General features: G+C 73.3%; 21 protein-coding genes. 16 read left to right on the plus strand and 5 right to left on the minus strand.

The window, feature by feature from the left end; all coding sequences use genetic code 11:
• Nucleotides 1-14: 14 nt before the first annotated feature.
• From AB0398_RS12935 to AB0398_RS12945, 3 genes are all read left to right on the plus strand, one after another.
• Nucleotides 15-752 (plus strand): GPR1/FUN34/YaaH family transporter, encoded by a 738-nt coding sequence (locus AB0398_RS12935; RefSeq protein WP_366374409.1) that lies wholly within the window; start codon nucleotides 15-17, stop codon nucleotides 750-752.
• A 36-nt stretch (nucleotides 753-788) separates the two neighbouring features.
• Entirely contained in the window at nucleotides 789-1,103 is a 315-nt protein-coding gene (locus AB0398_RS12940; protein ID WP_366374410.1) for a GNAT family N-acetyltransferase, read from the plus strand.
• Between the two features lie 117 nt (nucleotides 1,104-1,220).
• On the plus strand, nucleotides 1,221-3,482 hold the full coding sequence (locus tag AB0398_RS12945) for a helix-turn-helix domain-containing protein (RefSeq protein WP_366374412.1): 2,262 nt from the start codon (nucleotides 1,221-1,223) through the stop codon (nucleotides 3,480-3,482).
• Between the two features lie 26 nt (nucleotides 3,483-3,508).
• Here the strand turns inward: AB0398_RS12945 and AB0398_RS12950 are convergent, their stop codons facing one another.
• Both AB0398_RS12950 and AB0398_RS12955 read right to left on the minus strand, forming a co-directional pair.
• Nucleotides 3,509-4,504 carry an alpha/beta hydrolase gene (locus tag AB0398_RS12950; RefSeq protein WP_366374414.1) on the minus strand — a complete coding sequence of 332 codons (996 nt, stop codon included), beginning with the start codon at nucleotides 4,502-4,504 and terminating at the stop codon, nucleotides 3,509-3,511.
• A 47-nt stretch (nucleotides 4,505-4,551) separates the two neighbouring features.
• Entirely contained in the window at nucleotides 4,552-5,559 is a 1,008-nt protein-coding gene (locus AB0398_RS12955) for a helix-turn-helix domain-containing protein (RefSeq protein ID WP_366374416.1), read from the minus strand.
• A gap of 405 nt (nucleotides 5,560-5,964) precedes the next feature.
• Here AB0398_RS12955 and AB0398_RS12960 point away from each other — a divergent pair, with 405 nt between their 5' ends.
• The 3 genes from AB0398_RS12960 (at nucleotide 5,965) to AB0398_RS12970 (ending at nucleotide 9,742) form a co-directional block, all read left to right on the plus strand.
• Entirely contained in the window at nucleotides 5,965-6,801 is an 837-nt protein-coding gene (locus AB0398_RS12960; protein WP_366374417.1) for an alpha/beta hydrolase, read from the plus strand.
• A 218-nt stretch (nucleotides 6,802-7,019) separates the two neighbouring features.
• Entirely contained in the window at nucleotides 7,020-9,275 is a 2,256-nt protein-coding gene (locus AB0398_RS12965) for a helix-turn-helix domain-containing protein (RefSeq protein WP_366374419.1), read from the plus strand.
• Between the two features lie 197 nt (nucleotides 9,276-9,472).
• Nucleotides 9,473-9,742 (plus strand): hypothetical protein, encoded by a 270-nt coding sequence (locus AB0398_RS12970; RefSeq protein WP_366374421.1) that lies wholly within the window; start codon nucleotides 9,473-9,475, stop codon nucleotides 9,740-9,742.
• A gap of 47 nt (nucleotides 9,743-9,789) precedes the next feature.
• Here the strand turns inward: AB0398_RS12970 and AB0398_RS12975 are convergent, their stop codons facing one another.
• Nucleotides 9,790-11,205, minus strand: a complete 1,416-nt coding sequence (locus AB0398_RS12975) for a DUF2252 domain-containing protein (RefSeq protein ID WP_366374422.1) — start codon at nucleotides 11,203-11,205, stop codon at nucleotides 9,790-9,792.
• Between the two features lie 375 nt (nucleotides 11,206-11,580).
• Here AB0398_RS12975 and AB0398_RS12980 point away from each other — a divergent pair, with 375 nt between their 5' ends.
• From AB0398_RS12980 to AB0398_RS12990, 3 genes are all read left to right on the plus strand, one after another.
• Entirely contained in the window at nucleotides 11,581-12,051 is a 471-nt protein-coding gene (locus tag AB0398_RS12980; protein ID WP_366374424.1) for a DUF6325 family protein, read from the plus strand.
• Between the two features lie 64 nt (nucleotides 12,052-12,115).
• Entirely contained in the window at nucleotides 12,116-12,394 is a 279-nt protein-coding gene (locus AB0398_RS12985) for an SHOCT domain-containing protein (protein ID WP_366374426.1), read from the plus strand.
• Between the two features lie 95 nt (nucleotides 12,395-12,489).
• Nucleotides 12,490-12,675 (plus strand): CsbD family protein, encoded by a 186-nt coding sequence (locus AB0398_RS12990; protein WP_366374428.1) that lies wholly within the window; start codon nucleotides 12,490-12,492, stop codon nucleotides 12,673-12,675.
• On the opposite strand, the gene AB0398_RS12995 is transcribed toward AB0398_RS12990, so the two are convergent.
• Both AB0398_RS12995 and AB0398_RS13000 read right to left on the minus strand, forming a co-directional pair.
• On the minus strand, nucleotides 12,656-14,029 hold the full coding sequence (locus tag AB0398_RS12995) for a chloride channel protein (protein ID WP_366374430.1): 1,374 nt from the start codon (nucleotides 14,027-14,029) through the stop codon (nucleotides 12,656-12,658). The genes AB0398_RS12990 and AB0398_RS12995 overlap by 20 nt on opposite strands.
• 553 nt (nucleotides 14,030-14,582) lie before the next feature.
• On the minus strand, nucleotides 14,583-14,735 hold the full coding sequence (locus AB0398_RS13000) for a hypothetical protein (protein ID WP_366374432.1): 153 nt from the start codon (nucleotides 14,733-14,735) through the stop codon (nucleotides 14,583-14,585).
• A 442-nt stretch (nucleotides 14,736-15,177) separates the two neighbouring features.
• Here AB0398_RS13000 and AB0398_RS13005 point away from each other — a divergent pair, with 442 nt between their 5' ends.
• The 7 genes from AB0398_RS13005 to AB0398_RS13035 all read left to right on the plus strand — a co-directional run bounded on the left by AB0398_RS13005 (nucleotide 15,178) and on the right by AB0398_RS13035 (nucleotide 25,320).
• A complete protein-coding gene (locus AB0398_RS13005) occupies nucleotides 15,178-15,735 on the plus strand; it encodes an isochorismatase family cysteine hydrolase (protein ID WP_366374434.1) in 558 nt (185 codons plus the stop codon).
• A 177-nt stretch (nucleotides 15,736-15,912) separates the two neighbouring features.
• On the plus strand, nucleotides 15,913-18,186 hold the full coding sequence (locus AB0398_RS13010) for a catalase (protein WP_366374436.1): 2,274 nt from the start codon (nucleotides 15,913-15,915) through the stop codon (nucleotides 18,184-18,186).
• Nucleotides 18,187-18,337: 151 nt separating this feature from the next.
• Nucleotides 18,338-20,470, plus strand: a complete 2,133-nt coding sequence (locus AB0398_RS13015) for a SpoIIE family protein phosphatase (RefSeq protein WP_366374438.1) — start codon at nucleotides 18,338-18,340, stop codon at nucleotides 20,468-20,470.
• Between the two features lie 271 nt (nucleotides 20,471-20,741).
• The gene (gene kdpF, locus AB0398_RS13020) at nucleotides 20,742-20,831 is read left to right on the plus strand and encodes a K(+)-transporting ATPase subunit F (RefSeq protein WP_063885358.1); all 90 of its coding nucleotides are present in this window, start codon (nucleotides 20,742-20,744) and stop codon (nucleotides 20,829-20,831) included.
• Nucleotides 20,832-20,839: 8 nt separating this feature from the next.
• Nucleotides 20,840-22,504 (plus strand): potassium-transporting ATPase subunit KdpA, encoded by a 1,665-nt coding sequence (kdpA, locus tag AB0398_RS13025; RefSeq protein ID WP_366374440.1) that lies wholly within the window; start codon nucleotides 20,840-20,842, stop codon nucleotides 22,502-22,504.
• Nucleotides 22,501-24,642, plus strand: a complete 2,142-nt coding sequence (kdpB, locus tag AB0398_RS13030) for a potassium-transporting ATPase subunit KdpB (protein WP_366374442.1) — start codon at nucleotides 22,501-22,503, stop codon at nucleotides 24,640-24,642. The genes kdpA and kdpB overlap by 4 nt, the downstream gene beginning before the upstream one ends.
• A gap of 6 nt (nucleotides 24,643-24,648) precedes the next feature.
• The gene (locus tag AB0398_RS13035) at nucleotides 24,649-25,320 is read left to right on the plus strand and encodes a potassium-transporting ATPase subunit C (protein ID WP_366374443.1); all 672 of its coding nucleotides are present in this window, start codon (nucleotides 24,649-24,651) and stop codon (nucleotides 25,318-25,320) included.
• The last annotated feature ends 54 nt before the right edge of the window (nucleotides 25,321-25,374 follow it).

Consider the following 25,374-nt stretch of genomic DNA (forward strand, 5'->3'; position numbering starts at 1 on the left):
GAGAGCCCCACCCGATGTCAGCAGCCTCCCCCGCCGCCGACGGCGGCGACCTCCCGGCATCCCCGCCGGACACGCCCCCGGGACGCCGTTTCGAACCGGACCTCCGGTCGATGACACGGATCAACCTGCGCCCCATCGCCTCACCCATGCCGCTGGGCTTCTTCACGATCGCCATCGCGTCCGTGATGACGGGCTGCCTCCAGCTCGGGCTCCTCGACGAGTCGGCCCGCGCCGCCGTCGCCCTCACCGTGCTGCCGGCCTTCGTCCTCCAGCTCCTGGTGAGCGTCCTGGCCTTCGGCGCCCGTGACGTGATCGCGGCGACGCTGATGGCGGTGTTCGCCGGCAGCTGGCTGCCCTACTCGCTCATCGTGCTCAGCGGCGCGGCCAGCGGCCCGGAGGTCCTCGGCGTCCTCAACCTGGCGCTCCTCTGCTTCGGGGCCCTGATGACCGCCGTGACCCGGCCCAAGCGCGCGCTGTGGCTCGTCCTCGCGGTCTCCCTGCCCCGCTGGGCGGCCACCGGCCTGGCGGGCGTCACCGGCGCCGAATGGCTGACGCGCACGTCCGGTGCGCTCGGCCTCGTGGTGGCGCTCGTCGCGATGTACACCGCGTTCGCCCTGATGCTGGAGGACATGCGCAGCGAGCAGGTCCTGCCCGTCGGCCGCAGCGGCCCCGCCCACCTCGCCGTGGAGGGCGACCTGTCCGTCCAGCTCCGCAACCTGGAACGCCAGGCGGGCGTGCGCCGCACGCTCTGAACGCGTCCACCCCACCACGACCGCACGGGAGTCAGCATGGAACCGCAGGTGACGGACCGGCCCGAGAAGTCCCGGTACGAGATCCTCGCCGGTGACGACGGGGCCGAGACCGCCGGCTTCGCCGAGTACCACCTCTCGGAGGGCGAGATCGCTTTCCTCCACACCGAGATCGACGGCCGGTTCGCCGGCCGGGGCCTGGGCGGTCTCCTCGCCCGGGGCGCGCTCGACGACGCGCGGGCCCGGGGGCTGCGCGTCCTGCCGTACTGCCCCTTCGTCCGGGGCTGGATCGGCAAGCACCCCGAGTACACCGGGCTGGTGCCCGAGGAGAGGCGGGCCCGCTTCGGTCTGTGAGGCACCGCACATCCCCCATCTCCCCGCCTCCCGCCCGTCACGACCTGACGCCCCGACCTGCGGCTTCGCCCGAACGAGCGCCGTATTCTTCCCCCGGGGCGGGAGGAACGAGGGGTTGTGTCCGGGGAGAAGCCGTTCGGGGAGGTTCTGCGCGGTCTGCGGCAGCGGGGCCGCCTGACGATGGAGCAGTTGGCCGAGGCGTCGGGTGTGAGCGTCCGGGCCGTCGGCGACATGGAGCGGGGGCGCAGCCGGGCTCCCCAGCGACGCACGGTGGTGGCACTGGCGGACGGGCTGGGGCTCGCGGACACGGAGCGGACGGCGCTGCTGGCCGCGGCGCGAGCGGCCCGTCCGGCGGCGCCCGCGGTCACGGCCGCGGGATCCGCCGTGCCCCCGGCACCCGTCGGGGACTTCACGGGGCGCGAACCGGAGCTGGCCCTCCTGCGGGCGGCTGCCGAACGGGCCCGCACCCGCGGGGAGGGGCGGGTCTGCGTCGTCTCGGGTCCCCCGGGGTGCGGGAAGACGGCGCTGGTGCTGAAGGCGGTGGCGGACCTGGCGCCCGGGTTTCCCGGCGGGTGCTTCATGGTGGACCTCCACGGGGTGGACGGCGCCGTGGACACGGGCGAGGCACTGCTCCGGCTCCTGAAGGCCCTCGGCGTGTCGGACCGCCGGCTGGCGCAGGAGGATCCACGGGGCCGCGCGGGCCTGCTGCGGGCGCTGCTGGCCGACCGCCGGTGCGTGGTGGTGCTGGACAACGCGCGTGACGAGGGGCAGGTCCGTGCCCTGCTGCCCGCGAGCGGCCGGAGCCTGGTGCTGATCACCAGCCGGCGGCCGCTGACCGGCCTTGAGGACGTCGACCGCCTGGCGCTGTCGGAGATGACGCGGGACGAGGCGGGCGGACTGCTGCGCCGGATCCTCGGCGAGGAGCGGGCGGACGCCGAGGCCGACGCGGTGGCGCGGGTGGCGGACCTGTGCGGGCGGCTGCCGCTGGCCCTGCGGGTGGCGGCGAACTGGCTGACGGACCGTTCCGGATGCACCGTCGGCCACCTGGTCCGGCGGCTGGCCGACGAGGAGCGCCGACTCGGCGCGCTCGCCGTCGGCGACGTGCGGGTGGAGGCGGCGTTCGAACTGTCCTACCGCCGGCTGACGGACCGGGCCGCCCGGATGCTGCGGCTGCTCGGTCTCGTTCCGGGCCCGGACATGACCGCGGCCTACGGCGCCGCTCTGACCGCGACCGGCGCGTTCGATGCCGAGGACGTGATGGAGGAGCTGGTCGAGGCCGGTCTGCTGCAGGCCGCCTTCACCGGCCGCTACCAGCTCCACGACCTGATACGGCTGTTCGGCCGCGACCGGCTGTCCCGCGAGGAGGAGCCCGCCGAGCGGGAGGCGGCCGAGGACCGGCTGCGCGCGTGGCTGCTTGAGACGGCCGCGGTCGCCGGCCGCTGGTACAAGCCCGGGTACGGGGCGCCCCCGCCCTCCTGGCGGGGCCCGGTGGCCCTGGAGAGCGCCGAGGAAGCCCATGCCTGGCTCCGGAGCGAAGGCGCCGCCTGGCTCGCCGCGCTGCGCGACGCCGCCCGCAGGGGCGAGCACACCCGGGTCGTGGAGACCGCCTCCGCCATGGAATGGTTCTGCAACCAGTGGGCCCACTGGGGTCACTGGTCCGAGGTCTTCCGCCTGGCCGCGGAGGCCGCCGCCGCGCTGGACGACCCGTACGCGCGTGCCTTCCACCTCAACTGCCGCTCCTGGGCGCTGAACACCTGCGACCAGCGCTACCACGAGGCCGCCGAGCAGGCGGCCGAGGCGCTGGAACACGCCCGCCGCGCGCAGGACGTCCACCAGCAGACCTCGGCCCTGATGCACGAGGCGAGCGCGTACCTGCAACTCGGCGAAGCCCGGAAGGCCGCGGACCGCTCCCTCGCCGCCGTCGCCCTGTCGGAAGCCGCCGACCACTACCAGGTCTGGCCCCAGGCCGTGCGGCTCCACGGGGCCGCCCTGCGCCTCCTCGGCCGTGCCGAGGAGGCCCTGACCCGGGACATGAGCATCCTGGCCTTCCTCGACGCGCCCGACTGCCCGGTGAGCGGGCACGTCGCGGACATCTTCCGGGCGCGCGCGACCCAGGCACTCGGACTCGACCACGCCGCGCTGGGGCGGTGGAGGCAGGCGGCCGACCACTACCGCAGCGCCCAGGCCCAGTCGAGCCGCCTCGGCATCTTCCACCGGGAGGCCGAGCAGCTGCTCCACCTGGGGGAGGCCCTGATCGCCCTGGGGGAGACCGAGGAGGCCCGCTACTGCCTGCGCCAGCTCCTGGCGCTCGGCGACGCAGCGGACGACAAGGAGCTCAAGGCCGCGCGGAAGCTCCTGGACGCGCTCCCCGCCGACTGAGCGGCCACCCGCCCCGGGGCGCGGGTTCAGCCGGGGTGCCGGTGCAGGGCGACGTGCACGGTGTCGAGCGCCTGGACGAGGGCGGCGCGGGCGGCGTCCGTGTCGCGGAGCGGATCGAGCACCATGAAACCGTGGACCGTCCCGTGGTAGCGCACGGAGACCACCGGCACGCCGGCCGCGCGGAGCCTCTCCGCGTACGCCTCGCCCTCGTCACGCAGCACGTCGGCCTCGCCGGTGACCACGAGGGCCGGGGGGAGCCCGGCGAGCTGCTCCAGGGACGCCCGCAGCGGTGACGCGGTGGCCCGGCCCCGCTGCCGCACGTCGGGCAGGTACTGGTCCCAGAACCAGCGCATCGTCTCGCCGGTGAGGAAGTAGCCGTCGGCGAACTCCCGGTACGAGGGGGTGTCGAAGCCCGCGTCGGTGACCGGGCAGAGCAGCACCTGCTGGAGCAGCCGCACCTCTCCCCGCTCCTTGGCGAGCAGGGTCAGCGCCGCCACCAGGTTGCCGCCCGCCGAGTCGCCGACGGCGGCCATCCGGCCGCCGTCCAGGCCGATCTCGCCGCCCCGCTCGCAGATCCACTTCGCGACCGCGTAGCACTGCTCGACGGCGATCGGGTACCGCGCCTCGGGGGAGCGCTCGTACTCGACGAGGACCACGGCCGCGTCCGCGCCGAGGGCGAACGCCCGCACCAGGCGCCCGTGGGTGGTGGCGTCGCCGAGGGCCCAGCCCAGCCCGTGCAGGAACAGCACGACGGGCATCTCGCCGACGCTGCCGGCGGGCCTCACCACCTGCACCCGTACGTGACCGGTCGGCCCGCCCGGCAGCGCGAACCACTCCGCGGAGGTGCTCTCCTCGTCGAGGGGATCGGGGGTGCTCCGCGCCTGGAGCCGTACGAGGTCCAGACGGGCCCGTTCCGGGTCCGGGGCGCGGGGCGACGGGGGACAGGAGTGCCGGGCCACGAACGCCCGCGTGGCGCGGTCCAGAACAGGGGGCCGGGCGGACGAGGGGGCGAAGTCGGTCACACGCGGTCTCCTGCCGGGAGGACTCGAAGCGGAAGGGCGGTCTCGCGTCACCGGACGCCTCGTGGCGCGACGCGGAGCGGTGGGGTCGCCGCGGACGGCCCGGGACCGTCCTGGGCGTTGCGCAGGCCGTGCCATTCACGGGGGGAGACGCCGTAGGCCGCTCGGAAGGCCCGGCTGAAGTGGGCGGGGTTGACGAAGCCCCACCTCTGGGCGACGGCTGACACGGTGGGGGCCGTGCCGCCGCGGCGGGCCAGTTCGCGGCCGCACTCCTCCAGGCGCCGTCGCCTGATGAACCGGCTGACGGTGATCCCCTCGCCTTCGAACAGCCGGTGCAGGTACCGGACCGAGATGCGGTGCTTCCGGGCGATGCTTTCCGGCGACAGGTCCGGGTCGCCCAGATTCCGGTTGATGTGGTCGAGGACGCGCGGCATCAGATGGCTCCGCGCGGCCGCGTCCGCGCCGCCCGGCTGGGCCCGCTCCGTGATCAGGGTGGCGAACAGGTCGACGACATGGCCGGCCAGCCGGTTCGCGACGGCCGGCGGGTAGCCGGCGGCCGAGGAGGAGGCCAGAGAGGTCAGGAAGGGGGACAGCATCGCGCCGAATCCGTCCCTGGTGCCGATGGCGTTGCCCGTCACCCGCCGGATCTCGCCGTCCGGCACGCCCAGCGCGTGGCGCGGAAGCTGGAAGACGTGCGCGGCGAACCGCCGCGGATAGTCGAAGGAGTACGGGCGGGTCGTGTCGTACACCACCAGGTCGCCCTCGCCCACCTCCGCCCGCCGGCCGTCCTGCGCGAAGACGGCCGTGCCGGACACCTGGACGGAGACCGCCACCAGCGCCTCGGACGAACCGGCGATCAGCTCCGGCGTGCGGCTGACCGACTTCGCGTCGGCCTCCACGGTGGCGACCTGGAGATATCCGAGGCGGTCGGTGGTGATCCGCCCGTCGAACGACCCGTCACCCCTGGGGACGACGGTCATCGGCACCAGTGTCCTGCTCACCGCGTCGTTCCAGTACGCGACCTTGTCCCGGTCGGGTACGGATGCGGTCGTCAACACGACGCTCAAATTTCTCTCCGGTCAGGGGAAGTGGCTCAGGGGCCGCGACGGGCGGGAACAGGACGCCGCGCACCCGGTGTACGGCCGGCGGGGCAGGACGGCCCGTCGTGCGGCAGGCGTGCTCGCGGGAGTGCGACCGGACCACTTCCACGGGGCCCGGGGCCTGCCCGCACCGAACAGCCAACCAGCGGGCCGCATCCGCCTCCAGGCAGAACCGCAGGCAGGAACGGCGCGCGGCGAGGGGCGCGGGACGTCCGCTGCAGTCGTCGGTTACCGGCTGCGCTCAGGGGCAAGACGTCGTGCGTGACGCGACAACAGACGTCACTTCCCGGGCCTTAGCGTGACGGCGTTCCGTGGCGCACCGAGGCACGGAGCAGCCGTTTCCCGTCAGAGGAGAGAAGAACCATGCCATACATCACCGTGGGCCAGGAGAACACCACCTCCGTCGACCTGTACTACGAGGACCACGGAACCGGGCAGCCGGTCGTCCTCATCCACGGCTTCCCGCTCGACGGCCACTCCTGGGAGCGGCAGAGCGCCGCCCTCCTGGCGGCCGGCCACCGCGTGATCACCTACGACCGCCGCGGCTTCGGGCAGTCCTCCCAGCCGACGACCGGCTACGACTACGACACCTTCGCGGCCGACCTGAACACCCTGATGGAGACCCTCGACCTCAACGACGCCGTCCTCGTCGGCTTCTCCATGGGCACCGGCGAGGTCGCCCGCTACGTGTCCGCGTACGGCTCCGCGCGCGTCGCCAAGGTCGCGTTCCTGGCCTCGCTGGAGCCCTGCCTGCTCAAGAGCGACGACAACCCGGACGGCGTGGCCCCGAAGGAGTTCTTCGACGGCGTCGTCGCCGCCGTCGAGGCCGACCGCTACGCCTACTACACCGCCTTCTTCGAGGACTTCTACAACCTCGACGAGAACCTGGGCACCCGCATCAGCGAGGAAGCGGTCCGCAACAGCTGGAACACCGCGGCCGGCGGCGGCTTCTTCGCCGCCTCCGCGGCGCCGTCGACCTGGTACACCGACTTCCGCGCCGACCTCCCGTCCGTCGACGTGCCCGCCCTGATCCTGCACGGCACGGCCGACCGCATCCTGCCCGTCGAGGGCACCGCGCGCCCTTTCCACAAGGCGCTGCCCGCCGCCGACTACGTCGAGATCGAGGGCGCCCCGCACGGTCTGCTGTGGACCCACGCGGAGGAGGTCAACACCGCCCTCCTCGCCTTCCTGGCGAAGTGACACCCCGCCCGCCGCTCCCCACGGAGTGAGGCATCGCCGCACGGCGGCCGGGGGACCACCCCGGCCGCCGCGGTGGCCGACGCTCGCGCGTCCGGTGCCGTGTCACCTTCCTGACCAGCCGGTTTCTCCTCCCCGTCGCCTTCGCTGCGGGGGCTCCTCCGTCTCACCGGCCGCGTGCCGAGGCATATCCTTCGCTTCTGGAAAGAGCAGGGAGAAGCATGTCCGGGGAGATACCGTTCGGGGCCGTTCTGCGCGATCTGCGGCAGCGGGCCCGTCTGACGATGGAGGAGCTGGCCGAGGCGTCGGGGGTGAGCGTCCGGGCGATCGGCGACATGGAACGCGGACGCAGCCGGGTCCCGCAGCGGCGCACGGCGATGGCGCTGGCAGCGGGGCTGGGGCTCTCCGACGCGGCACGAGAGGACCTGCTCGCGGCGGGCCGGGCCGGGCGTCCCACGCGTGCCGTGGCCGTCGAGGGCACGGCGGTGCCGCCGCGATCGGTCGGGGACTTCACCGGCCGCCGTCACCCGCTGGCCTGGATCGGGGAGAAGGCCGAACGGACGCGCACCGGGGCCGGCGCGCCGGTGGTGGTCGTCTCGGGTCCGCCGGGATGCGGCAAGACGACGCTGGTGCTCAAGGCGGCGACGGACCTGGCGGAGGAGTTTCCCGACGGGTGTTTCATGGTGGACCTCCACGGGGTGGACGGAGCCGTCGACCCCGGCGAGGCGCTGCTGAAGCTGCTGAAGGCCCTGGGGGTCTCGGACCGTCGGCTGCGGCAGGAGGGCACGGCCGGGCACGCGGGGCTGCTGCGGACGCTGCTGGGCGAGCGGCGGTGTCTGGTGGTGCTGGACAACGCGCGCGACGAGGGGCAGGTCGGCCCCCTGCTGCCCGCGGGCGGACGGAGCCTGGTGCTGGTGACCAGCCGGAGGCCGCTGACCGGCCTCGGAGGAGTGGACCGGCTGGCGTTGTCGGAGATGACGCGGGACGAGGCGGTCGAACTGCTGCGCCGGATCCTGGGCGAGGACCGGGCGGACGCGGAATCCGACGCGGTGGCCCGGGTGGCGGAGCTCTGCGGTCGGCTGCCGCTGGCCCTTCGAGTGGCGGGGAACTGGCTGGCGGTCAGGTCCGCGTGGAGCGTCGACCACCTGGTCCGCCGCCTGTCCGACGAGGAGCGCCGTCTGAGCGCGCTCTCCGCGGGCGACGTACGCGTGGAGGCCGCGTTCGAACTCTCCTACCGGGAACTCACTCCCGAGGCGGCCCGCATGCTGCGGCTGCTGAGCCTGGTCCCGGTGCCGGACATGACCGCCGCCTACGGCGCCTCGCTGACGGGCGTCGGTCTCCCCGAGGCCGAGGACGTGATGGAGGAGCTGGTCGAGGCCGGACTCCTCCAGGTCTTCACCGGACGCTACCGGCTGCACGACCTGCTGAGGCTGTTCGCCCGCGCCCGCACGGTCCGCGAGGAGGGCCCCGAGGAGCGGGAGGCGGCCGAGGAACGCCTCCGGGCCTGGCTGCTGGAGACGACGGTGACGGCCGGCCGTTGGTACAAGCTCAAGTACGGTGCGCCGCCCTCCTCCTGGCAGGGCCTGGTGGCCCTGGAGAGCGCCGAGGAGGCCCGGGCCTGGATCCAGGGCGAGGCCCCCGCCTGGCTCGCTGCGCTGCGCAGCGCGGCGGACAAGGGCGAACACACCCGGGTCGTGGAGACCGCCGACGCCATGGAATGGTTCTGCGACCTCTGGGTCTTCTGGGGACACTGGTCCGAGGTCTACGAACTGTCCAGCCGGGCCGCCGCGGCCCTCGACGACCCGGACCTCCAGGCGTTCCACCACAACATGCACGCCTGGGCCCTGATCGAGTGCGATCACCGGTACCGCGAGGCCGTCGAACGGGCCGACGAGGGCCTGCGCTGCGCACGCCGTGCCGGGAACGTGCCCCAGCAGGCGTCCGCCCTGTCGCACGCGGCGGTCGCCCACCGCAAGCTCGGCGAGTCCGGGGCCGCCGCCGACAAGGCCCGCGCCTCCGTCGAACTGTACGAGGAGGCCGACGACCGCGAAGGCTGGCTGGGAGCCGTGGTCAACTACGGGTCCACCCTGCGCTTCCTCGGGCGCGTCGAGGAGGCGCAGACGCAGCACCGGCGCGTCATCGCGTTCCTCGACGCCCCCGACCGTCCCGTGAGCGCACATGTGGCCGACATGACCCGTGCCCACGGCACGTACGCCCTCGGTCTCGACCACGCGCTCCTGGGTCTGTGGAGCGAGGCCGCCGACCACCATCGGGCGGCGGTCGCCCAGTTCCGGCGCATCGACATGCCCCACATGCGGGGGAGCGCACTCGTGGGACTGGGCGAAGCCCTCAGGGAGCTGGGGGACGGAGAGGAGGCCCGCGCCTGCCTCCGCCAGGTCGTCGAGCTCGGCGACGCCGTCGACGGCGTGATCCTCGCCCGTGCGCGCGAACTCCTGGACGCACTCCCCGCCGAGTGAGGACCACGACGGCCGGGCCCCCGAACCCCGGGGACTTCCCCTGCCGAGCGGACCGGGACACCCGCGGGAGGCGACGCCGCCATGGGGGGCACGCACAGGAGCCATGCCCGACTGACTCTTCGGGCGGTTCTGCCAACGTGGTGAGTGCCACGCCCCGCACATCCCGCGGCCCCGCCCGCGAAGGCGCCGCCAGGGCCGTGACGCCGGGCGGCGCCCCCTCGCCGCGCGGTCTGGCGTCCATCGTGCTGGGACTGCTCGTCCTGGAGGAACACGTCCCCGGCGCGGGGCTCCTGGGCAGGGCGGTCGCGGTCACCGTCGGCCTGAGCGTCCTCCTCCACGGCGTCTCGGCCGTCGTCCTCGCCGACCGCTACGGCCGCTGGATCGAGAGGACCACGGCCCGGGGAACGGAGCTGCGCGAGGGGACGCCGGTCCCCGAGGCCGCCCACCGGCGCGTCACCGCTCGATGACGCCGTACGCCCGCTCCCCGGGGACCGCCGCACCGCCCCGGCCCCCGTCACCCGCCAGCGGCCTCGGCCGGCAGCCGTCCCGCGCCGACGGCGTCCACGAGCGCCCTGTGGTCCCGCTCGTTCTGATCGGCGTAGAGCTCGGCGAACGTCACCAGCGCCCGGTCGAAGACGTCCCCGCCGCCCAGATAGGCGGCGATGGCGACGCGGTCGCCCGACCTGGCGTGGGCGCGGGCCAGCGTCGCACCGCACAGGGCGCCGAACGTGCGCATGCCCCGCGGCACCATGTCCTCGGCGACGACGACGCCCTTCCAGTCCCGCAACTGCCGGACGTAGAAGTCCCGCCGCCGTCCGTCCATCCCCTCGACCCGCTCCCAGCCCAGGAAGATGTCGCTGGTGGCCTGCATCAGCCGTTGCCCGGAGACGACCCGCTCGCCCTGCGTCGCGTACGCGGTGGCCCCGACGTGGGGCGCGAGCACCGACTCGTCGGCCTCCTTGGCCTGGAGGAGGAGCGGATCCCCGTCGTCCCGCCCCAGCAGGAGCACGATCCAGCAGCGGGTGCCCACGCTGCCGACCCCGACGACCTTGCGCGCCATGTCGGCCACCCGGTACTGATCGAGCAGGAACCGCCGGTCCGACTGCAGGGTCTTGCCGTACCGCTTGATCAGCCGGCGGATCTGCCGCTCCGGCCGGTCGCCCGGCAGCAGGTCCGCGAGAGGGGTGACGAGCGGCGGATCGGGCGCGATCCGCCGCTCGCCGTCGACGACCCGGGTGAGCTTGTCGAAGACCTGGAGGGTGTCGTGCGAACGCGCCTTGGCGGCGGCCCGCGCCCAGCGCTCGCGGCCCCGGGCGGACAGCTCCGCCCCGAAGTGCTCCCGCACCCACGCCTGGTCGAACCCGGCGTACCAGACGGCCAGGTTGCCGCTGCCGGCGAAGGCGCGCATGCTCTCGCGGTACGACCGCACGGCGGCCCGCACGATCCCGGCGCGCTCCCCGGTGCCGAAGCCGTTCGCCCGCCCGGCGACGACGAGACTGGCGGCCAGGCGTTTGACGTCCCACTCCCAGGGGCCCGGCAGCGTCTCGTCGAAGTCGTTGATGTCGAACATCAGGCGGCGCTCGGGCGAGGCCAGCAGCCGGAAGTTCAGCATGTGGGCGTCCCCGCACAACTGGGTCCGGAACCCCGTCCTCGGCGTCTCCGCGAGGTCGGACGCCATGACGGCGGCGGCTCCCCGGTAGAACCGGAACGGCGACTCGCACATCCTTCCGTAGCGGATCGGCACGAGTTCGGGCAGCCGCGTCGCCGACTGCCTCTCGATGATGTCCAGCGGGTCCGGCCGCCGGGGGCCCGGCGCGAACTCCGCGTGGCTCGAACGGGGCACGGCGGCCCGCGCGGCCCTGCCCAGCGCGGCGCGCTCCCGAGGAGTGCGGTGCCGCGATCCGCGGCCGTCCATGGGGTTCTCGGTCATGGCAGCGGCTCCGGGGGACGGCTGCTCGCCTCCGCCGGCGGGTGACGGCGGCCGTCGAGACGGATGTCGAGGAGGAAGGGACCGCTCCGGCGCGCGGCGGGCCGGCAACCCGTCGCGGTCGCCGCCACGGCCGGGGCTCGCGCCGACGCGCAGGCCTCCTCGTCCAACGTATCCCCGGAGGGGGACCGCGGCGACCGGATCGGTCGTGGGCCGCACCGGCCCGGGAGCCGCCCGATCCCCCGGCACACGGTCCGGCCGCCACCCGGGTGCGCGTACGGGTCCCCGGTGCTGCAATGGAGGGTGACGCGCCACCGGCCGGTACGGCGCGGGACCACCGGTCACCGGAGGCGGAGAACCGCCCGACGAGGAGCCGCCATGAGCACCGACGACGTTTCCGAGATGGGTCCCATCGACTACGTGGTCCTGGAGTTCCCCGGCAACCGCATGACCGGCGAGGGACTGTCCCGCCTGCTCGACCTGGTCGACCGGCACGTCATCCGCGTCCTCGACCTCTCCTTCATCCGCAAGGACGCGGACGGCTCCGTCACCGCGCTGGAGATCGCGGACCTGGACGGCGACGGCGAACTCGACCTCGCCGTCTTCGACGGCGCCTCCTCCGGACTGCTCGACGAGGACGACCTGCGGGAGGCCGCCGCCGCTCTCCAGCCGGACAACTCGGCGGGCGTCATCGTGTACGAGAACCTCTGGGCCGCGCCCCTGGCGGCGGCGCTGCGACGCGGCGGCGCCCGCATGGTCGCCGGTGGTCGGATCCCCGCCGAGGCCTTCCTGGCGAGCCTGGAGGCCGTCGAAGCCGAAGAGGGTTCCTCCTCCGCTTCCTCCCTCTGACGACGCCCCGACCCGACGCCCTTCGACCCGACTCCCCGACGGCCCCGACGACAAGGACCCCGCCATGCCCGGACTTCTGCGCGGCGTCGCCCGTACCGCGGTCATCTCCGGTACGGCCACCGCCGTCTCCAACCGCGTCTCGCGCCGGCAGGCCGGCCGCTGGGCGCAACAGGACGAGCAGCGGTACGCACCCCAGCAGACCCACGAAGCGGCGCAGCCCCCGGCCGCGGTACCGATGGACGCCAAGATCTCCCAGCTGCACGAACTCGGCCGGCTGAGGGACCAGGGAGTGCTCACCGAGGAGGAGTTCGAGGCGCAGAAGCGCGGCATCCTCGCGTCCTGAACCGCACGCCGCGTGGACGGGGCCCCGGGCCGGGAGGGGAAACCCCGGGAACGAGGGCACGGCAGGGGCGGGCAGCGGAAGAAGGAGACCCGGTCATGAGCGGCGCCATGGACAAGGCCAAGGGCAGGATCAAGGAGATCACCGGCAGGATCAGCGGAAACGAGAGGCTCGAGACCGAGGGCCGGACCGACCAGGCGAAGGCCAGGGCCCGCGAAGCGGTGAAGGATGTCCGCGAGCGGGCCAGGGGCGTCAGGGACTCGCTCAGGCGGGGCCGCTCCTGACGCGCGCCCCGCGCGGACGGCGCGGCGTGAGCGGCGGGCCCGGAGGAAGCAGTTCGGCGACGACGAAGGAGGTCACCGCCGCCAGGATCACCACCGGGATCGTCTCGGAGTTGCCGAGCACCAGGACCACCAGGACCACGCTGCTGACCGGGAGCCGCAGAGCGGCCGCCGCGGCCGCTGCCATGCCCGCGGCGGCACCGGGGATCACCCCGAGGCCGGGCAGCGGCGCGAGCAGCACGCCCGCGGCCGCGCCCAGGAAGAGCACGGGGAACACCAGCCCGCCGCGGAGGCTGCCCAGGCACAGGGCGTACGCGGCGCCCTTGAACAGCAGGAGGGCGAGGAGCACGCCCACGCTCCAGGCATGGGGGTCGGCGGCGAGTTCGACCAGCGTGGCCTGACCGGACGAGGCGACCTCGACGGGGGTGCGCCCCGTGACGACCGCGTAGAGGGCGGCGCAGCCTCCGGCGCCGACCGCGCAGACCACCGTCCGTACGAAGGGGGAGGCCGCCACGAAGGCGGCGGTCAGCCGGCCGCCGATGATCACCAGGTGCACCAGCGCGCCGACCCCCGCCGCGAGGACGATCGACCACACCACGTCCCCGGTGTCCAGGCGCGGGGGCGCGGTGGGGAAGTGGGCGGTGAGACTGCCCGTCTCCAGACCGGTCCAGCGTCCGAAGCCGGTGAACACCACGGCTCCGACGCCGCTGGACAGCAGGGCGGGCAGCATGACGACGAACAGCTGCGGACCGCCCACGCCCGCCACCTCGATCAGCAGGACGGCGGCGACGAGGGGGTTGCCGAAGATCGCGGCGATGGCCGCCGCCGCACCGGCCGCGCCCAGCAGCGCGGTGCTCTGCGGGGTGGCCGGGGCGCGGACGAGGTGCCGGAAGAGCAGGGCCAGACCGCCGCCGAGCGCGATCAGGGGCGCCTCGGGTCCGAGGACGGCACCGAGCGGCAGGCTCGCGACCGCGGCGACGACGACCCCCGGCAGGGCGGCCATCGAGGAGCCTCCCGCGTGCAGACCGCCGGCGGGGACGTGCCCGCCCGCGCCGGGCAGCCGGGTCACCACCAGACCCACGACGACCCCGGCGACGGCGAGCAGCGGCAGCGGCCACCAGGCCGGAGGAGCACCCAGGCCGAGCGCCTTCGGCAGGTCCGCCCACAGCACGTGCTCCAACTGGTGCAGACCGACGAGGAACCAGAAGGCGGCCAGGGAGACGGGAACGCCGATCAGGGCGCTGAAGAGCAGGGCCTTGAGGTACGCGGGGGTCCGCAGGAGGACCCGCAGCCGGTCGGCCTTCGAGACCTCCCCGGACTCCGGGGCGGACGCCGGAACTGCTTTCGGATCGGTCAACGGATTCCGTCCTTCCGGATCAGGCGGTACGGGCGTCACGGTTCGGGCCTTCCGGGCGCCGTGGGGGACCGCTCCGCCGCCTGAGCGGTTCGGAGAAGGACCGCCCTCCCCGCTCCCGCGCGTACGGGAAGCAGACGGCCGCGAACAGCGGAGGGAAGAGGGGGGTCGCGGTGGTGAGGGCCTCGACGGCGCGCGGCCGGGGGAGTGGCGAACGGATGACGCGGACCGCCTGCGGGGCCGGCAGACTCGGCTCGCGCTCCATACGGGTCTCCTGCGGAACACTTCGCTGTCGACGGTGCGCGACGAAGCACCCGCCGCAGGTCCAGCAGAAGTGCTTCTCCCGGATCGCGCGACCGGAACCGCGCCGGATCGGATGCCGCCGTCCGGCAGACAGCGCCTTCACGGCGCCGGCGTCGGCGGGGTGCCGCGGGGCATCGCGTCGAGCGCCGTCGCGGAGAACGGCGTCGCGCTCCAGCCGCTCGGCGCTCGGCGCGACCGGACCCGGGACGGCTCCTCGTGGCGCGGATCCGGCGTCTGTGCGTGTCTGTGGCGTCTACGCGCTCTCGTCGTCCTCGTCGGGCTCCCGCTCGCCCTCGGCCTGGGACGGTGTCGTGCGTTCGGGCTGGACGTCCCGGCGGCCCTGCTCTTCCGAAGGGGTGTCGTCGGTGCGCTCGCCCTCCGCCTGTGACGGGGTGCTCTCCTGCATGGATTCACTCCTTTCGCGGTGGTGTCCACGGACGCACGGCTCCTGGTGGTCTGCATGGACGCACGGCTCCCGGTGGTGTCCATGGACGCACGGCCCGAAGCCGGAGCGCCGCTCCGCGCGGATCACCACCCCTCTCAGCATCCCCCGGCCCCGCCCCGACGGCAGAAGTCGGCCGGTCGATCGTCGAGACGGGCGATTCGTTCCCGGCGGACCGGGACGGCTCCGGTGTTACGAACGCGTCGCCCGGGGCAGGCGCCTCCATCGGGACCGGCGGCACGGTCTTCGCCCCCCCGCCGGTCTCCGGACGGACGACCACGCGTGGAGTCCCGCCGCCCGGCCCCGCGCGGTCAGGCCTTCGCCGACGCGACCACGGAACCCGCCGACCGCGGTCCGTCCGGGAGCGGCGCCCGGCGGGAGGAGCGGAAGAAGAGAGGTGGCCACCGTGGCACAGACCGCGCTCGTCGTGATCGACATGCTGAACGCCTACGAGCACGAGGACGCCGAGGCCCTCGTCCCCTCCGTACGGGAGGCGCTGCCGGGCGTGGAAGAGCTCCTGAAACGTGCTCGCGAGGCCGGCGCCCCGGTGATCTACGTCAACGACAACTTCGGCCGGTGGCGCTCCCACCACGGTGAGATCCTCGAGGCGGCACTCGCCGGCCGTCACCCGGACCTGGTCGAGACCATCGCCCCCGACGAGGAGTCGCTCTTCGTCGTCAAGGCCCGGCATTCGGCCTTCTTCGAGACCCCCCTGGCCTACCTCCTGCGGCAGCTGGGGGTCCGGCGCGTGGTCCTGTGCGGGCAGGTCACCGAACAGTGCATCCTCTATTCGGCGCTGGACGCCCACATCCGGCACTTCGACGTCAGCCTCGCCCCCGAAGCCGTCGCCCACATCGACGCGGACCTCGCCGACGCGGCCCTCCGCATGATGGAGCACAACATGTCGGCCCACATCCGCCCCCTGGAAGCCCTCACCTTCGACTCGGGCGAGCCGGACGCGTAACGCTCCTGTGCTGTTCCGAAACGAAGTCCTGTGATTCCCGTGGTGATGCAGGGGCACGCGTGTCCATGGGTTGTGCCGTTGGACGGACGACGGCGGCACAACCGTTACGGCGCCGGCAATGACGGTCATGGCTGTGGCAGTCCCGCACAGTCCCTGTTTCGAACCCGAAGGAAAAGCATGCCCCCCGAGAACCCGCTGAAAGCAGCCGTCGAGAAGCTGACCGAACCCTTCCGGGAGGACGGGCCCGCCGAAGGCGTTCCCGGCGTGCCCTCCTCGGCGCCCGCGTCACTGGAGGAGCCCACCGAGCCGCACGGTCCGCTGCCGCCGAAGCCGGACCAGACCGGGCCGGAGACGGTCAGCCCCACCGGTCAGCCCACCGGCGCCGACCAGGCGCGGGTCGCGCAGAGCGGCTCCTACCTGACCACCGCGCAGGGCACCCGGCTGTACGACACCGACCACTCGCTCAAGGCGGGCCCGCGCGGCCCGGTCCTGCTCCAGGACCACCACCTGCGCGAGAAGATCATGCACTTCGACCACGAGCGCATCCCGGAGCGCGTGGTCCACGCGCGCGGCGCCGGCGCGCACGGCGTCTTCCGCTCGTACGGCACGGCGCAGGGCGTGACGAAGGCGGCCTTCCTCGCCGCCGACGCCGAGACCCCGGTGTTCGTCCGCTTCTCGACCGTGCTCGGTTCGCGCGGCTCGGCCGACACGGTCCGCGACACCCGGGGCTTCGCGACGAAGTTCTACACCGAGGAGGGCGTCTTCGACCTCGTCGGGAACAACATCCCGGTCTTCTTCATCCAGGACGCCATCAAGTTCCCCGACGTCATCCACGCGGGCAAGCCCCACCCCGACCGGGAGATCCCGCAGGCCCAGAGCGCCCACGACACCTTCTGGGACTTCGTGTCGCTCCACACCGAGGCCCAGCACCACACGATGTGGAACATGTCCGACCGGGGCATTCCCCGCTCCTACCGGACGATGGAGGGCTTCGGCGTCCACACCTTCCGGCTCGTCAACGCCGAGGGCGCCACGACGCTGGTGAAGTTCCACTGGAAGCCGAAGCTGGGCGTGCACTCGCTGGTCTGGGAGGAGGCGCAGATCGCGGGCGGCGTGGACCCGGACTTCCACCGCCGGGACCTCGCCGACGCCATCGAGGCGGGCGCGTACCCGCAGTGGGAGCTGGGCATCCAGACCTTCCCCGACACCCCCGAGCAGACCTTCGAGGGCATCGACCTGCTCGACTCCACCAAGATCGTCCCCGAGGAGCTCGCCCCGGTCCAGCCGATCGGCCTGCTCACCCTGGACCGCAACCCGTCCAACTACTTCGCCGAGACCGAGCAGGTCGCCTTCCACGTCGGCCACCTGGTCCCCGGCATCGACGTCACCGACGACCCGCTGCTGGCCGGGCGCCTCTTCTCCTACCTGGACACCCAGATCACCCGCCTGGCCGGACCCAACTTCAACCAGATCCCCATCAACCGGCCGCACGCCCCCGTCAACGACATGCTCCGCGACGGCTTCCACCAGCAGGCCGTGCACACCGGCGTGGCCCCCTACAAGCCGAACTCGCTGGACGGCGGCTGCCCGTTCTTCGCCGGCGCGGACACCGGCGCCTTCGTCGAGGTGCCCGTCGAGGTCCCGGCCGGACGCAAGGTCCGCGAGGCACCCGCCTCGTACGCCGACCACTTCAGCCAGGTGCGGCTGTTCTGGCTGAGCATGACCCCGGTCGAGCGCGAGCACATCATCGCGGCCTACACCTTCGAACTCGGCAAGTGCTGGGACCAGGCCGTCAAGGAGCGCCAGCTCCAGGCACTGGCCAACATCGACACCGAGCTGTGCGCCCAGGTCGCCACCGGCCTCGGCCTGTCCGTCCCGACGGCCACCGAACCCGCGCCCGACAGCGACCCCAGCCCCGCGCTCTCCCAGATCGGCGGCGAGTGGCCGGCCGACGGACGGGTCATCGGCATCGTCACCGACGGCTCCGCCGACGCCGACGGCGTACGGACCCTGCGCCGGGCGGTCCTCGACGCGGGCATGGTCCCGCTGGTGATCGCGCCCGCGGGCGGCACGATCGGCGGCGACGCCGACCCGATCACCGTCCAGCGCACCTTCGCCACCGCCCGTTCGATCGAGTTCGACGCCCTGGTCCTCGCCGGCACCCCCGCACCGGGCGCCGACGCCCGGGGCGCCCGCGACGCCAAGGCCGGCGAGCCCGGGCAGGGCGCGAGGCAGGTCGACCCGCGCCTGGCGCTCCTGGTCTCCGAGGCGTTCCGGCACGCCAAGGCCATCGGCGGCTGGGCCGGCGCCGAGACCGTCCTGCGAGCGGCCGCGATCCCCACCGGCGCCCCCGGCGTCGTCCTCGCCGACAGCGGCGATGCGGTCCTGGCCGACCTGACCCCCCTCCTGGCCGGGCACCGGGTCTGGGACCGCTTCCCGCCGGCGATCTGACCCGTTCCCCGTCCCTCCGCCCCGCCGGCCGGCGGGGCGGAGGGACGGGGCCGCCGTCACCGGGCACCATGCGCCGCCCGCTCCCTACACTGGAAGCGCCCGCCCGAACCGCACAGGATGCGAAGGACGCCCGGCCGGATGGAGGGGCCTCATGTCCCGACGCGACGAGACCCCGGACGCCGCCCGGCCGCTGGACGAAACGCTGATCGACACCGTGCGCCGTACCGGGGCCTCCGCGGGCGGCGTCTACCTGCTCGACGAGGCCGCGCAGGTGCTGCACCTCGTGGTCATGTCCGGAGTGCCGGTCGAGGTGGCCTGGCCCTGGCGACGGATCCCGCTGAGCGCGCCGGTCCCCGTCGGCGACGCGATCCGGCAGGACCGTCTGGTGTGGGTGGGCTCCCAGGACGAGCTGGCCCGCTCCTATCCGCAGGCCGCGGCGAGCCTGCCCTACCGGTTCGCGCTCGCCGCCGCCCCGCTGCAGGGCAGAGAACGCCCGCGGGGCGCCCTGCTGCTGTTGTGGCCCGCCAGTCACCCCGCCGACGCCACCCGCCGCGAGCGGAGCCACATCAGCTCCGCCGCCCGGCGCGTCGCCCGCGTCCTCGACGAGGTCGACGTCCCGCCGGACCTCCCCGACCGGCCCCGTCTCATCCCGGCCGACGCGGGCGACCGTCCCGGCGGAGGGCACTTCCTGCAGGCGGCCGTCGACTACGTCGAGCGCCTGCCCGAAGGCGCCCTCGCCCTGGACCTGGAGGGCAGGATCACCTTCCTGGACGCCGAGGCGGCGTCGCTGCTCGGCCGCGAGGCCGGCCGACTGCTCGGCACCCGCCCCTGGCAGGCCCTGCCCTGGCTGGACCGCGCGGCCGTCGAGGACCACTACCGCACCGCCGTCATCAGCCGCGACCCGGTCGCCTTCGACGCCCTCCGCCCCCCGGACGTACCGCTGCGCCTCCAGCTTTACCCGGACGCCGGCGGCATCAGCGTGCGCATCGCCCGGGCGCCCGACCCCGACGGCGGCCGGCCCGGGACCGGCCGGGAGCCGCGGCCCGCCGGCGCCCCGCCCCCGGACGTCGCACAGACCGGGAGGCTGTACCAACTGGTCCACCTCGCGGCCGCCCTGACCGAGACCGTCGCCGTCCGTGACGTCGTCGAGCTCGTCGCCCACCAGATCATGCCCGCGTTCGGCGCCGACGGCCTGGTCCTGTCCGCCGCCGACGCCGGACGCCTGAGGATCACCGGCCACCACGGCTACGACCAGGAGGTCGTCGACCGCCTCGACGGCCTGCCCCTGGACACCGACCTGACCCCCGCGGGACGCGTCCTCACCAGCGGCGTCCCGTCCTTCTTCGCCGACCCCGACGAGATGGTCCGCGACTACCCGCGGGCCTCGCGGATCAGCGGCAAACAGGCCTGGGCCTTCCTGCCGCTCATCGTCTCCGGCCGTCCCGTCGGGTGCTGCATCCTCTCCTACGACCGGCCGCGCGCCTTCAGCACCGACGAACGCGCCGTCCTGACCTCCCTGGCCGGTCTGATCGCGCAGGCCCTGGACCGCGCCCGCCTCTACGACACCGCCCGGGACCTCGCCCACGGCCTCCAGCAGGCCCTCCTGCCGCGCAGCGTCCCCGCCCTGCCGGGCCTGGAGACCGCCGCCCGGTACCTGCCCGCCAGCCACGGCATGGACGTCGGCGGCGATTTCTACGACGTCGTCCGCATCGACGCCACCACCGCGGCGGCGGTCATCGGCGACGTCCAGGGCCACAACGTGGCGGCGGCCGCCCTCATGGGGCAGGTCCGCACGGCCATCCACGCCATCGCGGGCGCCCCGCCCGACCAGGTCCTCGCCCGGACCGACCGCGTTCTGACCGACCTGGAGAGCGACCTGCTCGTCTCCTGCCTCTACGTCCACATCGACCTCGCCCGCCGAGAGGCGGTCCTGTCGAGTGCCGGCCATCCGCCCCCGCTCCTGTACGGGCCGGCCCTGCCGCCCGGCGTCGTCCGGCTCGACCCGGGCCCCCTGCTCGGCATCGACCCCGACGCGGCCCGCCCGCTCACCGTCCTGCCCCTGCTCCCCGGGACCACCCTCGCCCTCTACACCGACGGCCTGGTGGAAACCCCCGGCACCGACCCCGAACGGACCGCCGGCGACCTCGCCCACCTCCTGGCCGAACACGACGGGCACCCCCTCGACCACCTGATGGACCTCCTCCTTCACCACGCCCGGCCCACCGCCCTCTACACCGACGACATCGCCATGCTCCTGCTGCGCACCGTCGCGCTCCCCGCGTGACGACTCCGGAACGGGGCCGGCGCCCCCGGGCGAGGGGAACGGACCCTCGCGGGAGCGGCTTCGCGTAGAGGACGCGTCAAAAGGGGCGGCAGCGGCGTAAGGGCGTCGTCAAAGAAGGCGGCGGGCGGCTGAAAAGGGCGTTTCCTCATCTCGTCCGAGAATCCGCTTTCCTTCTTCAACGGGAGTTCACGATGGCCGATCTGGCCTTCGTCGTCACCACGGTCGCGGTCTTCGCGCTGGTGGCGTTCATCGCCAAGGGGGTGGCGAAGCTGTGACTGTCGAGAACGTCGTCGGTCTGCTGGTCGCCGCCGCCCTCCTGGGCTATCTCGTCCTCGCCCTCCTCAAGCCGGAGAGGTTCTGAGTCAAGAGATGAGTCCTGTTCTTGCCGGTGTGCTCCAGCTCCTGGCGCTGGTCGTCGCCCTCGCTCTGTCGTACCGGCCGCTGGGCGACCACATGGCGAAGGTGTACTCCTCGGAGAAGCACCACCGGCCCGAGAGGTGGATCTACCGGGCGATCGGCGCGAACCCGTCGGTGGAGATGCGCTGGCCCGCCTATCTGCGCGGGGTGCTCGCCTTCTCCGCCGTGAGCGTGCTGTTCCTGTACCTGCTCCAGCGCGTGCAGGGGTCGCTGCCCGGTTCGCTCGGCTTCGTGTCGATCGACCCGGACCAGGCGTTCAACACGGCCGCGTCCTTCGTGGCCAACACCAACTGGCAGTCGTACTACGGCGAGCAGGCCATGGGCCACGTCGTGCAGACCGGCGGCCTCGCGGTGCAGAACTTCGTCTCGGCGGCGGTAGGCATGGCCGTGGCGGTCGCCCTGGTACGGGGCTTCGCCCGCTCGCGTACGGGTGAGCTGGGCAACTTCTGGGCCGACCTGGTCCGCGGCGTCGTCCGGATCCTGCTGCCGATCTCCGTGGCCGGCGCGCTCGTGCTGGTGGCGTGCGGCGCGATCCAGAACTTCTCCGGGATCCATGAGGTCGGGCAGTTCATGGGCGGGACGCAGCAGTGGAACGGCGGGGCGGTGGCCTCGCAGGAGGTCATCAAGGAGCTGGGCACCAACGGCGGCGGCTACTTCAACGCCAACTCCGCCCACCCCTTCGAGAATCCGAACGCCCTCTCCAACCTCTTCGAGATCTATCTGATCCTGCTCATCCCCTTCGCGCTGACCCGCACCTTCGGCCGCATGGTCGGCTCCCTCAGGCAGGGGTACGCGATCCTCGGCACGATGGCCGTCATCTGGCTCGGGTTCACCGCCCTGATGATGTGGACCGAGTTCGCGGGCAGGGGACCGGCGTTCGAGCTGGCCGGCGGGGCGATGGAGGGCAAGGAGACCCGGTTCGGGATCGCCGGCTCGTCGCTGTTCGCGGTCGCCACGACGCTGACGTCGACCGGCGCCGTGAACTCCTTCCACTCCTCGTACACCGGTTTCGGCGGCGGCATCACCATGCTGGGCATGCAGCTCGGCGAGATCGCGCCCGGCGGCGTCGGCTCCGGCCTCTACGGCATGCTGATCATGGCGGTCATCGCCGTGTTCCTCGCGGGCCTGATGGTCGGCCGCACCCCTGAGTACCTGGGGAAGAAGATCGGCACCCGCCAGATCACGTTCGCCGCCTGCTACATCCTGGTCACCCCGGCGCTCGTGCTCTGCTTCACGGCGGCCTCGTTCGTCCTGGACACCCCGGCGCACTCGATGACCAACTCCGGCGCCCACGGCTTCTCCGAGATCCTCTACGCCTTCACCTCCGGCGCCAACAACAACGGCTCCGCGTTCGCGGGCCTCAACGCCGACACGCAGTGGTTCAACACCACCCTCGGCATCGCGATGCTCCTCGGCCGGTTCCTGCCGATGGTGTTCGTCCTGGCCCTGGCCGGTTCGCTCGCCGAGCAGAAGCCGGTCCCGGAGACGGCGGGCACCCTCCGTACGGAGAAGCCGCTGTTCAGCGGCCTCCTGGTCGGCACCATCATGATCATCACCGGTCTCACCTATTTCCCGGCGCTCGCGCTCGGACCGCTCGCCGAAGGGCTCGCGGCATGACCATCGACGTGAAGAAGCAGCAGAACACCATGGCTCCCACGGCCTCGTCCGCGACGGCTCCCCGGCACGACGCCCCCACCGGTCACCGGCCGGTGCCGGGCAGGGTCGGCGGCGGCCTCTTCGACCCCGGGCAGCTGATCGCCTCCCTGCCCGACGCGCTGCGCAAGCTCGACCCCCGGGTGATGATCAGGACACCGGTCATGTTCGTGGTCCTGGTCGGCTCGGTGGTGACCACCGTCCTGGCGGCCACGGACCCCACGGACTGGTTCGGCTGGGCGATCACCGCCTGGCTGTGGCTGACCACGGTCTTCGCCAACCTGGCGGAGGCGGTGGCCGAGGGCCGGGGCAAGGCGCAGGCCGACACCCTGCGCAAGGCCAGGACCGGCACCGTCGCCCGCCGCGTCACCGGGACGGGCGAGGAGCGGGTGCCCGGCACCGACCTGCGCGTCGGCGACCTGGTGGTCTGCGAGGCGGGCGACGTGATCCCGGGCGACGGCGACGTCGCCGAGGGCGTCGCGAGCGTCGACGAGTCGGCGATCACCGGCGAGTCCGCCCCGGTCGTCCGCGAGTCCGGCGGCGACCGCTCGGCCGTCACCGGCGGCACGAAGGTGCTCTCCGACCGGATCGTCGTCAGGATCACCGCGAAGCCCGGCGAGACGTTCATCGACCGCATGATCGGTCTGGTCGAGGGCGCGGCGCGGCAGAAGACGCCGAACGAGACCGCCCTCGACATCCTCCTCGCCTCCCTGACGATCGTGTTCCTGCTCGCGGTGGTGACCCTCAAGCCCTTCGCGGTCTACGCCGGCGCCGACGAACAGACCTCACTGATCGTCCTGACGGCCCTGCTGGTCTGCCTGATCCCGACCACCATCGGCGCCCTGCTCTCCGCGATCGGCATCGCGGGCATGGACCGGCTCGTCCAGCGCAACGTCCTCGCGATGTCGGGCCGCGCGGTCGAGGCCGCCGGCGACGTCAGCACCCTGCTCCTCGACAAGACCGGCACGATCACCCTCGGCAACCGCCAGGCCGCCGGGTTCCTGCCCGTACACGGGACGACGGCCGCGGAACTCGCCGACGCCGCCCGGCTCTCCTCCCTCGCCGACGAGACGCCCGAGGGCCGCTCGATCGTCGCCCTCGCCCAGGAGGAGTACGGCCCGCACGGACGCCACCGGGACGAACTCGCTCGCGCCGAGTGGATCGCCTTCACCGCCCGGACCCGCATGTCGGGCGTGGACGTGGACGGGCGCAAGGTCCGCAAGGGCGCGGCCGGTTCGGTCGCGGCCTGGGTGGAGGAGCGGGGCGGACGCGTCGCCGGGGACGCGCGGGCGCTCGCGGACCGGATCGCCGAAGCCGGCGGCACGCCGCTGCTCGTGGCCGTGGAGGACGGCGCGGGCGCGCGGGTCCTGGGCGTGGTCCACCTCAAGGACGTGGTCAAGGAGGGCATGCGGGAGCGGTTCGACGAGCTGCGCCGCATGGGCATCCGTACGGTCATGATCACCGGCGACAACCCGCTGACCGCGAAGGCCGTCGCCGAGGAGGCCGGCGTCGACGACTTCCTCGCCGAGGCCACCCCCGAGGACAAGATGGCCCTCATCAGGCGGGAGCAGGCGGGCGGGAAGCTGGTCGCGATGACCGGCGACGGCACCAACGACGCCCCGGCGCTCGCGCAGGCGGACGTGGGCGTGGCGATGAACACGGGCACGTCGGCCGCGAAGGAGGCCGGCAACATGGTCGACCTCGACTCCGATCCCACCAAGCTCATCGAGATCGTCGCGATCGGCAAGCAGCTCCTCATCACCCGGGGCGCCCTGACCACCTTCTCGATCGCCAACGACGTCGCGAAGTACTTCGCGATCATCCCCGCGATGTTCGCCGTCGCCTATCCGAGCCTGGACAGGCTCAACGTCATGGGGCTGGCCTCGCCCGAGTCCGCGATCCTCTCCGCCGTGATCTTCAACGCGCTGGTCATCGTCGCCCTCGTCCCGCTCGCCCTCAAGGGCGTGCGCTACCGGCCCTCCGGCGCCGACGCGATGCTCCGCCGCAACCTCGGCGTCTACGGACTCGGCGGCCTGGTCGCCCCGTTCGCCGGCATCAAGCTCATCGACATGCTCCTCTCCCTCATCCCCGGAATCGGCTGATCCACGATGAACAACTCAGCAGTGAACACGGGCCGAGTGCTCTGGGCGGGACTGCGCGCCCTGCTCGTCCTGACCGTGATCACCGGTGTGCTCTACCCGCTCGCCGTCACCGGCGCCGCCCAAGTCGCCTTCCCCGGCAAGGCCGACGGCTCGCAGATCGAGGACGCGAGCGGCAAGGTCGTCGGCTCGGAACTGATCGGCCAGACCTACAACCTGCCGCTGAAGGAGGGCGAGGAGACGCCGGCCCCGGACCTGAAGTGGTTCCAGCCCCGCCCCTCCAACGGCCTGGGCACCAACAGCGTCAACACCCGGTACTCGATCGTCCTCTCCGGCGCCACCAACCGCTCCGGCGACAACGAGGACCTGATCACCTGGGTCAGGGAAGCCAAGGCGGCCGTGGTCGAGGACAACTCGGTGAAGGGCTACACGGTGAAGCCCTCGGACGTGCCGCCCGACGCGGTCACCTCCTCCGGCTCCGGCCTGGACCCGCACATCTCCCCGGAGTACGCCGGGCTCCAGGTCCACCGCGTCGCGGCGAGGAACCACCTGCCCGTCGCTGCCGTGGACGCGCTGGTCGCGGACCACACCGACGACCGCGTCCTCGGCTTCGTCGGCGAGCCCCGGGTCAACGTCCTGAGGCTCAACATCGCGCTCAAGGCCCTGGTGGCCGGGGGCTGACGGCCCCACCCGGGCGCGCCTGTCGGGGGCTCCGGGCCGCGCACGGCGCCCGGA

The sequence above is a fragment of the Streptomyces sp. NPDC086147 genome, assembly GCF_040702165.1.
In the GTDB taxonomy this organism is placed as follows: Bacteria; Actinomycetota; Actinomycetes; order Streptomycetales; family Streptomycetaceae; genus Streptomyces.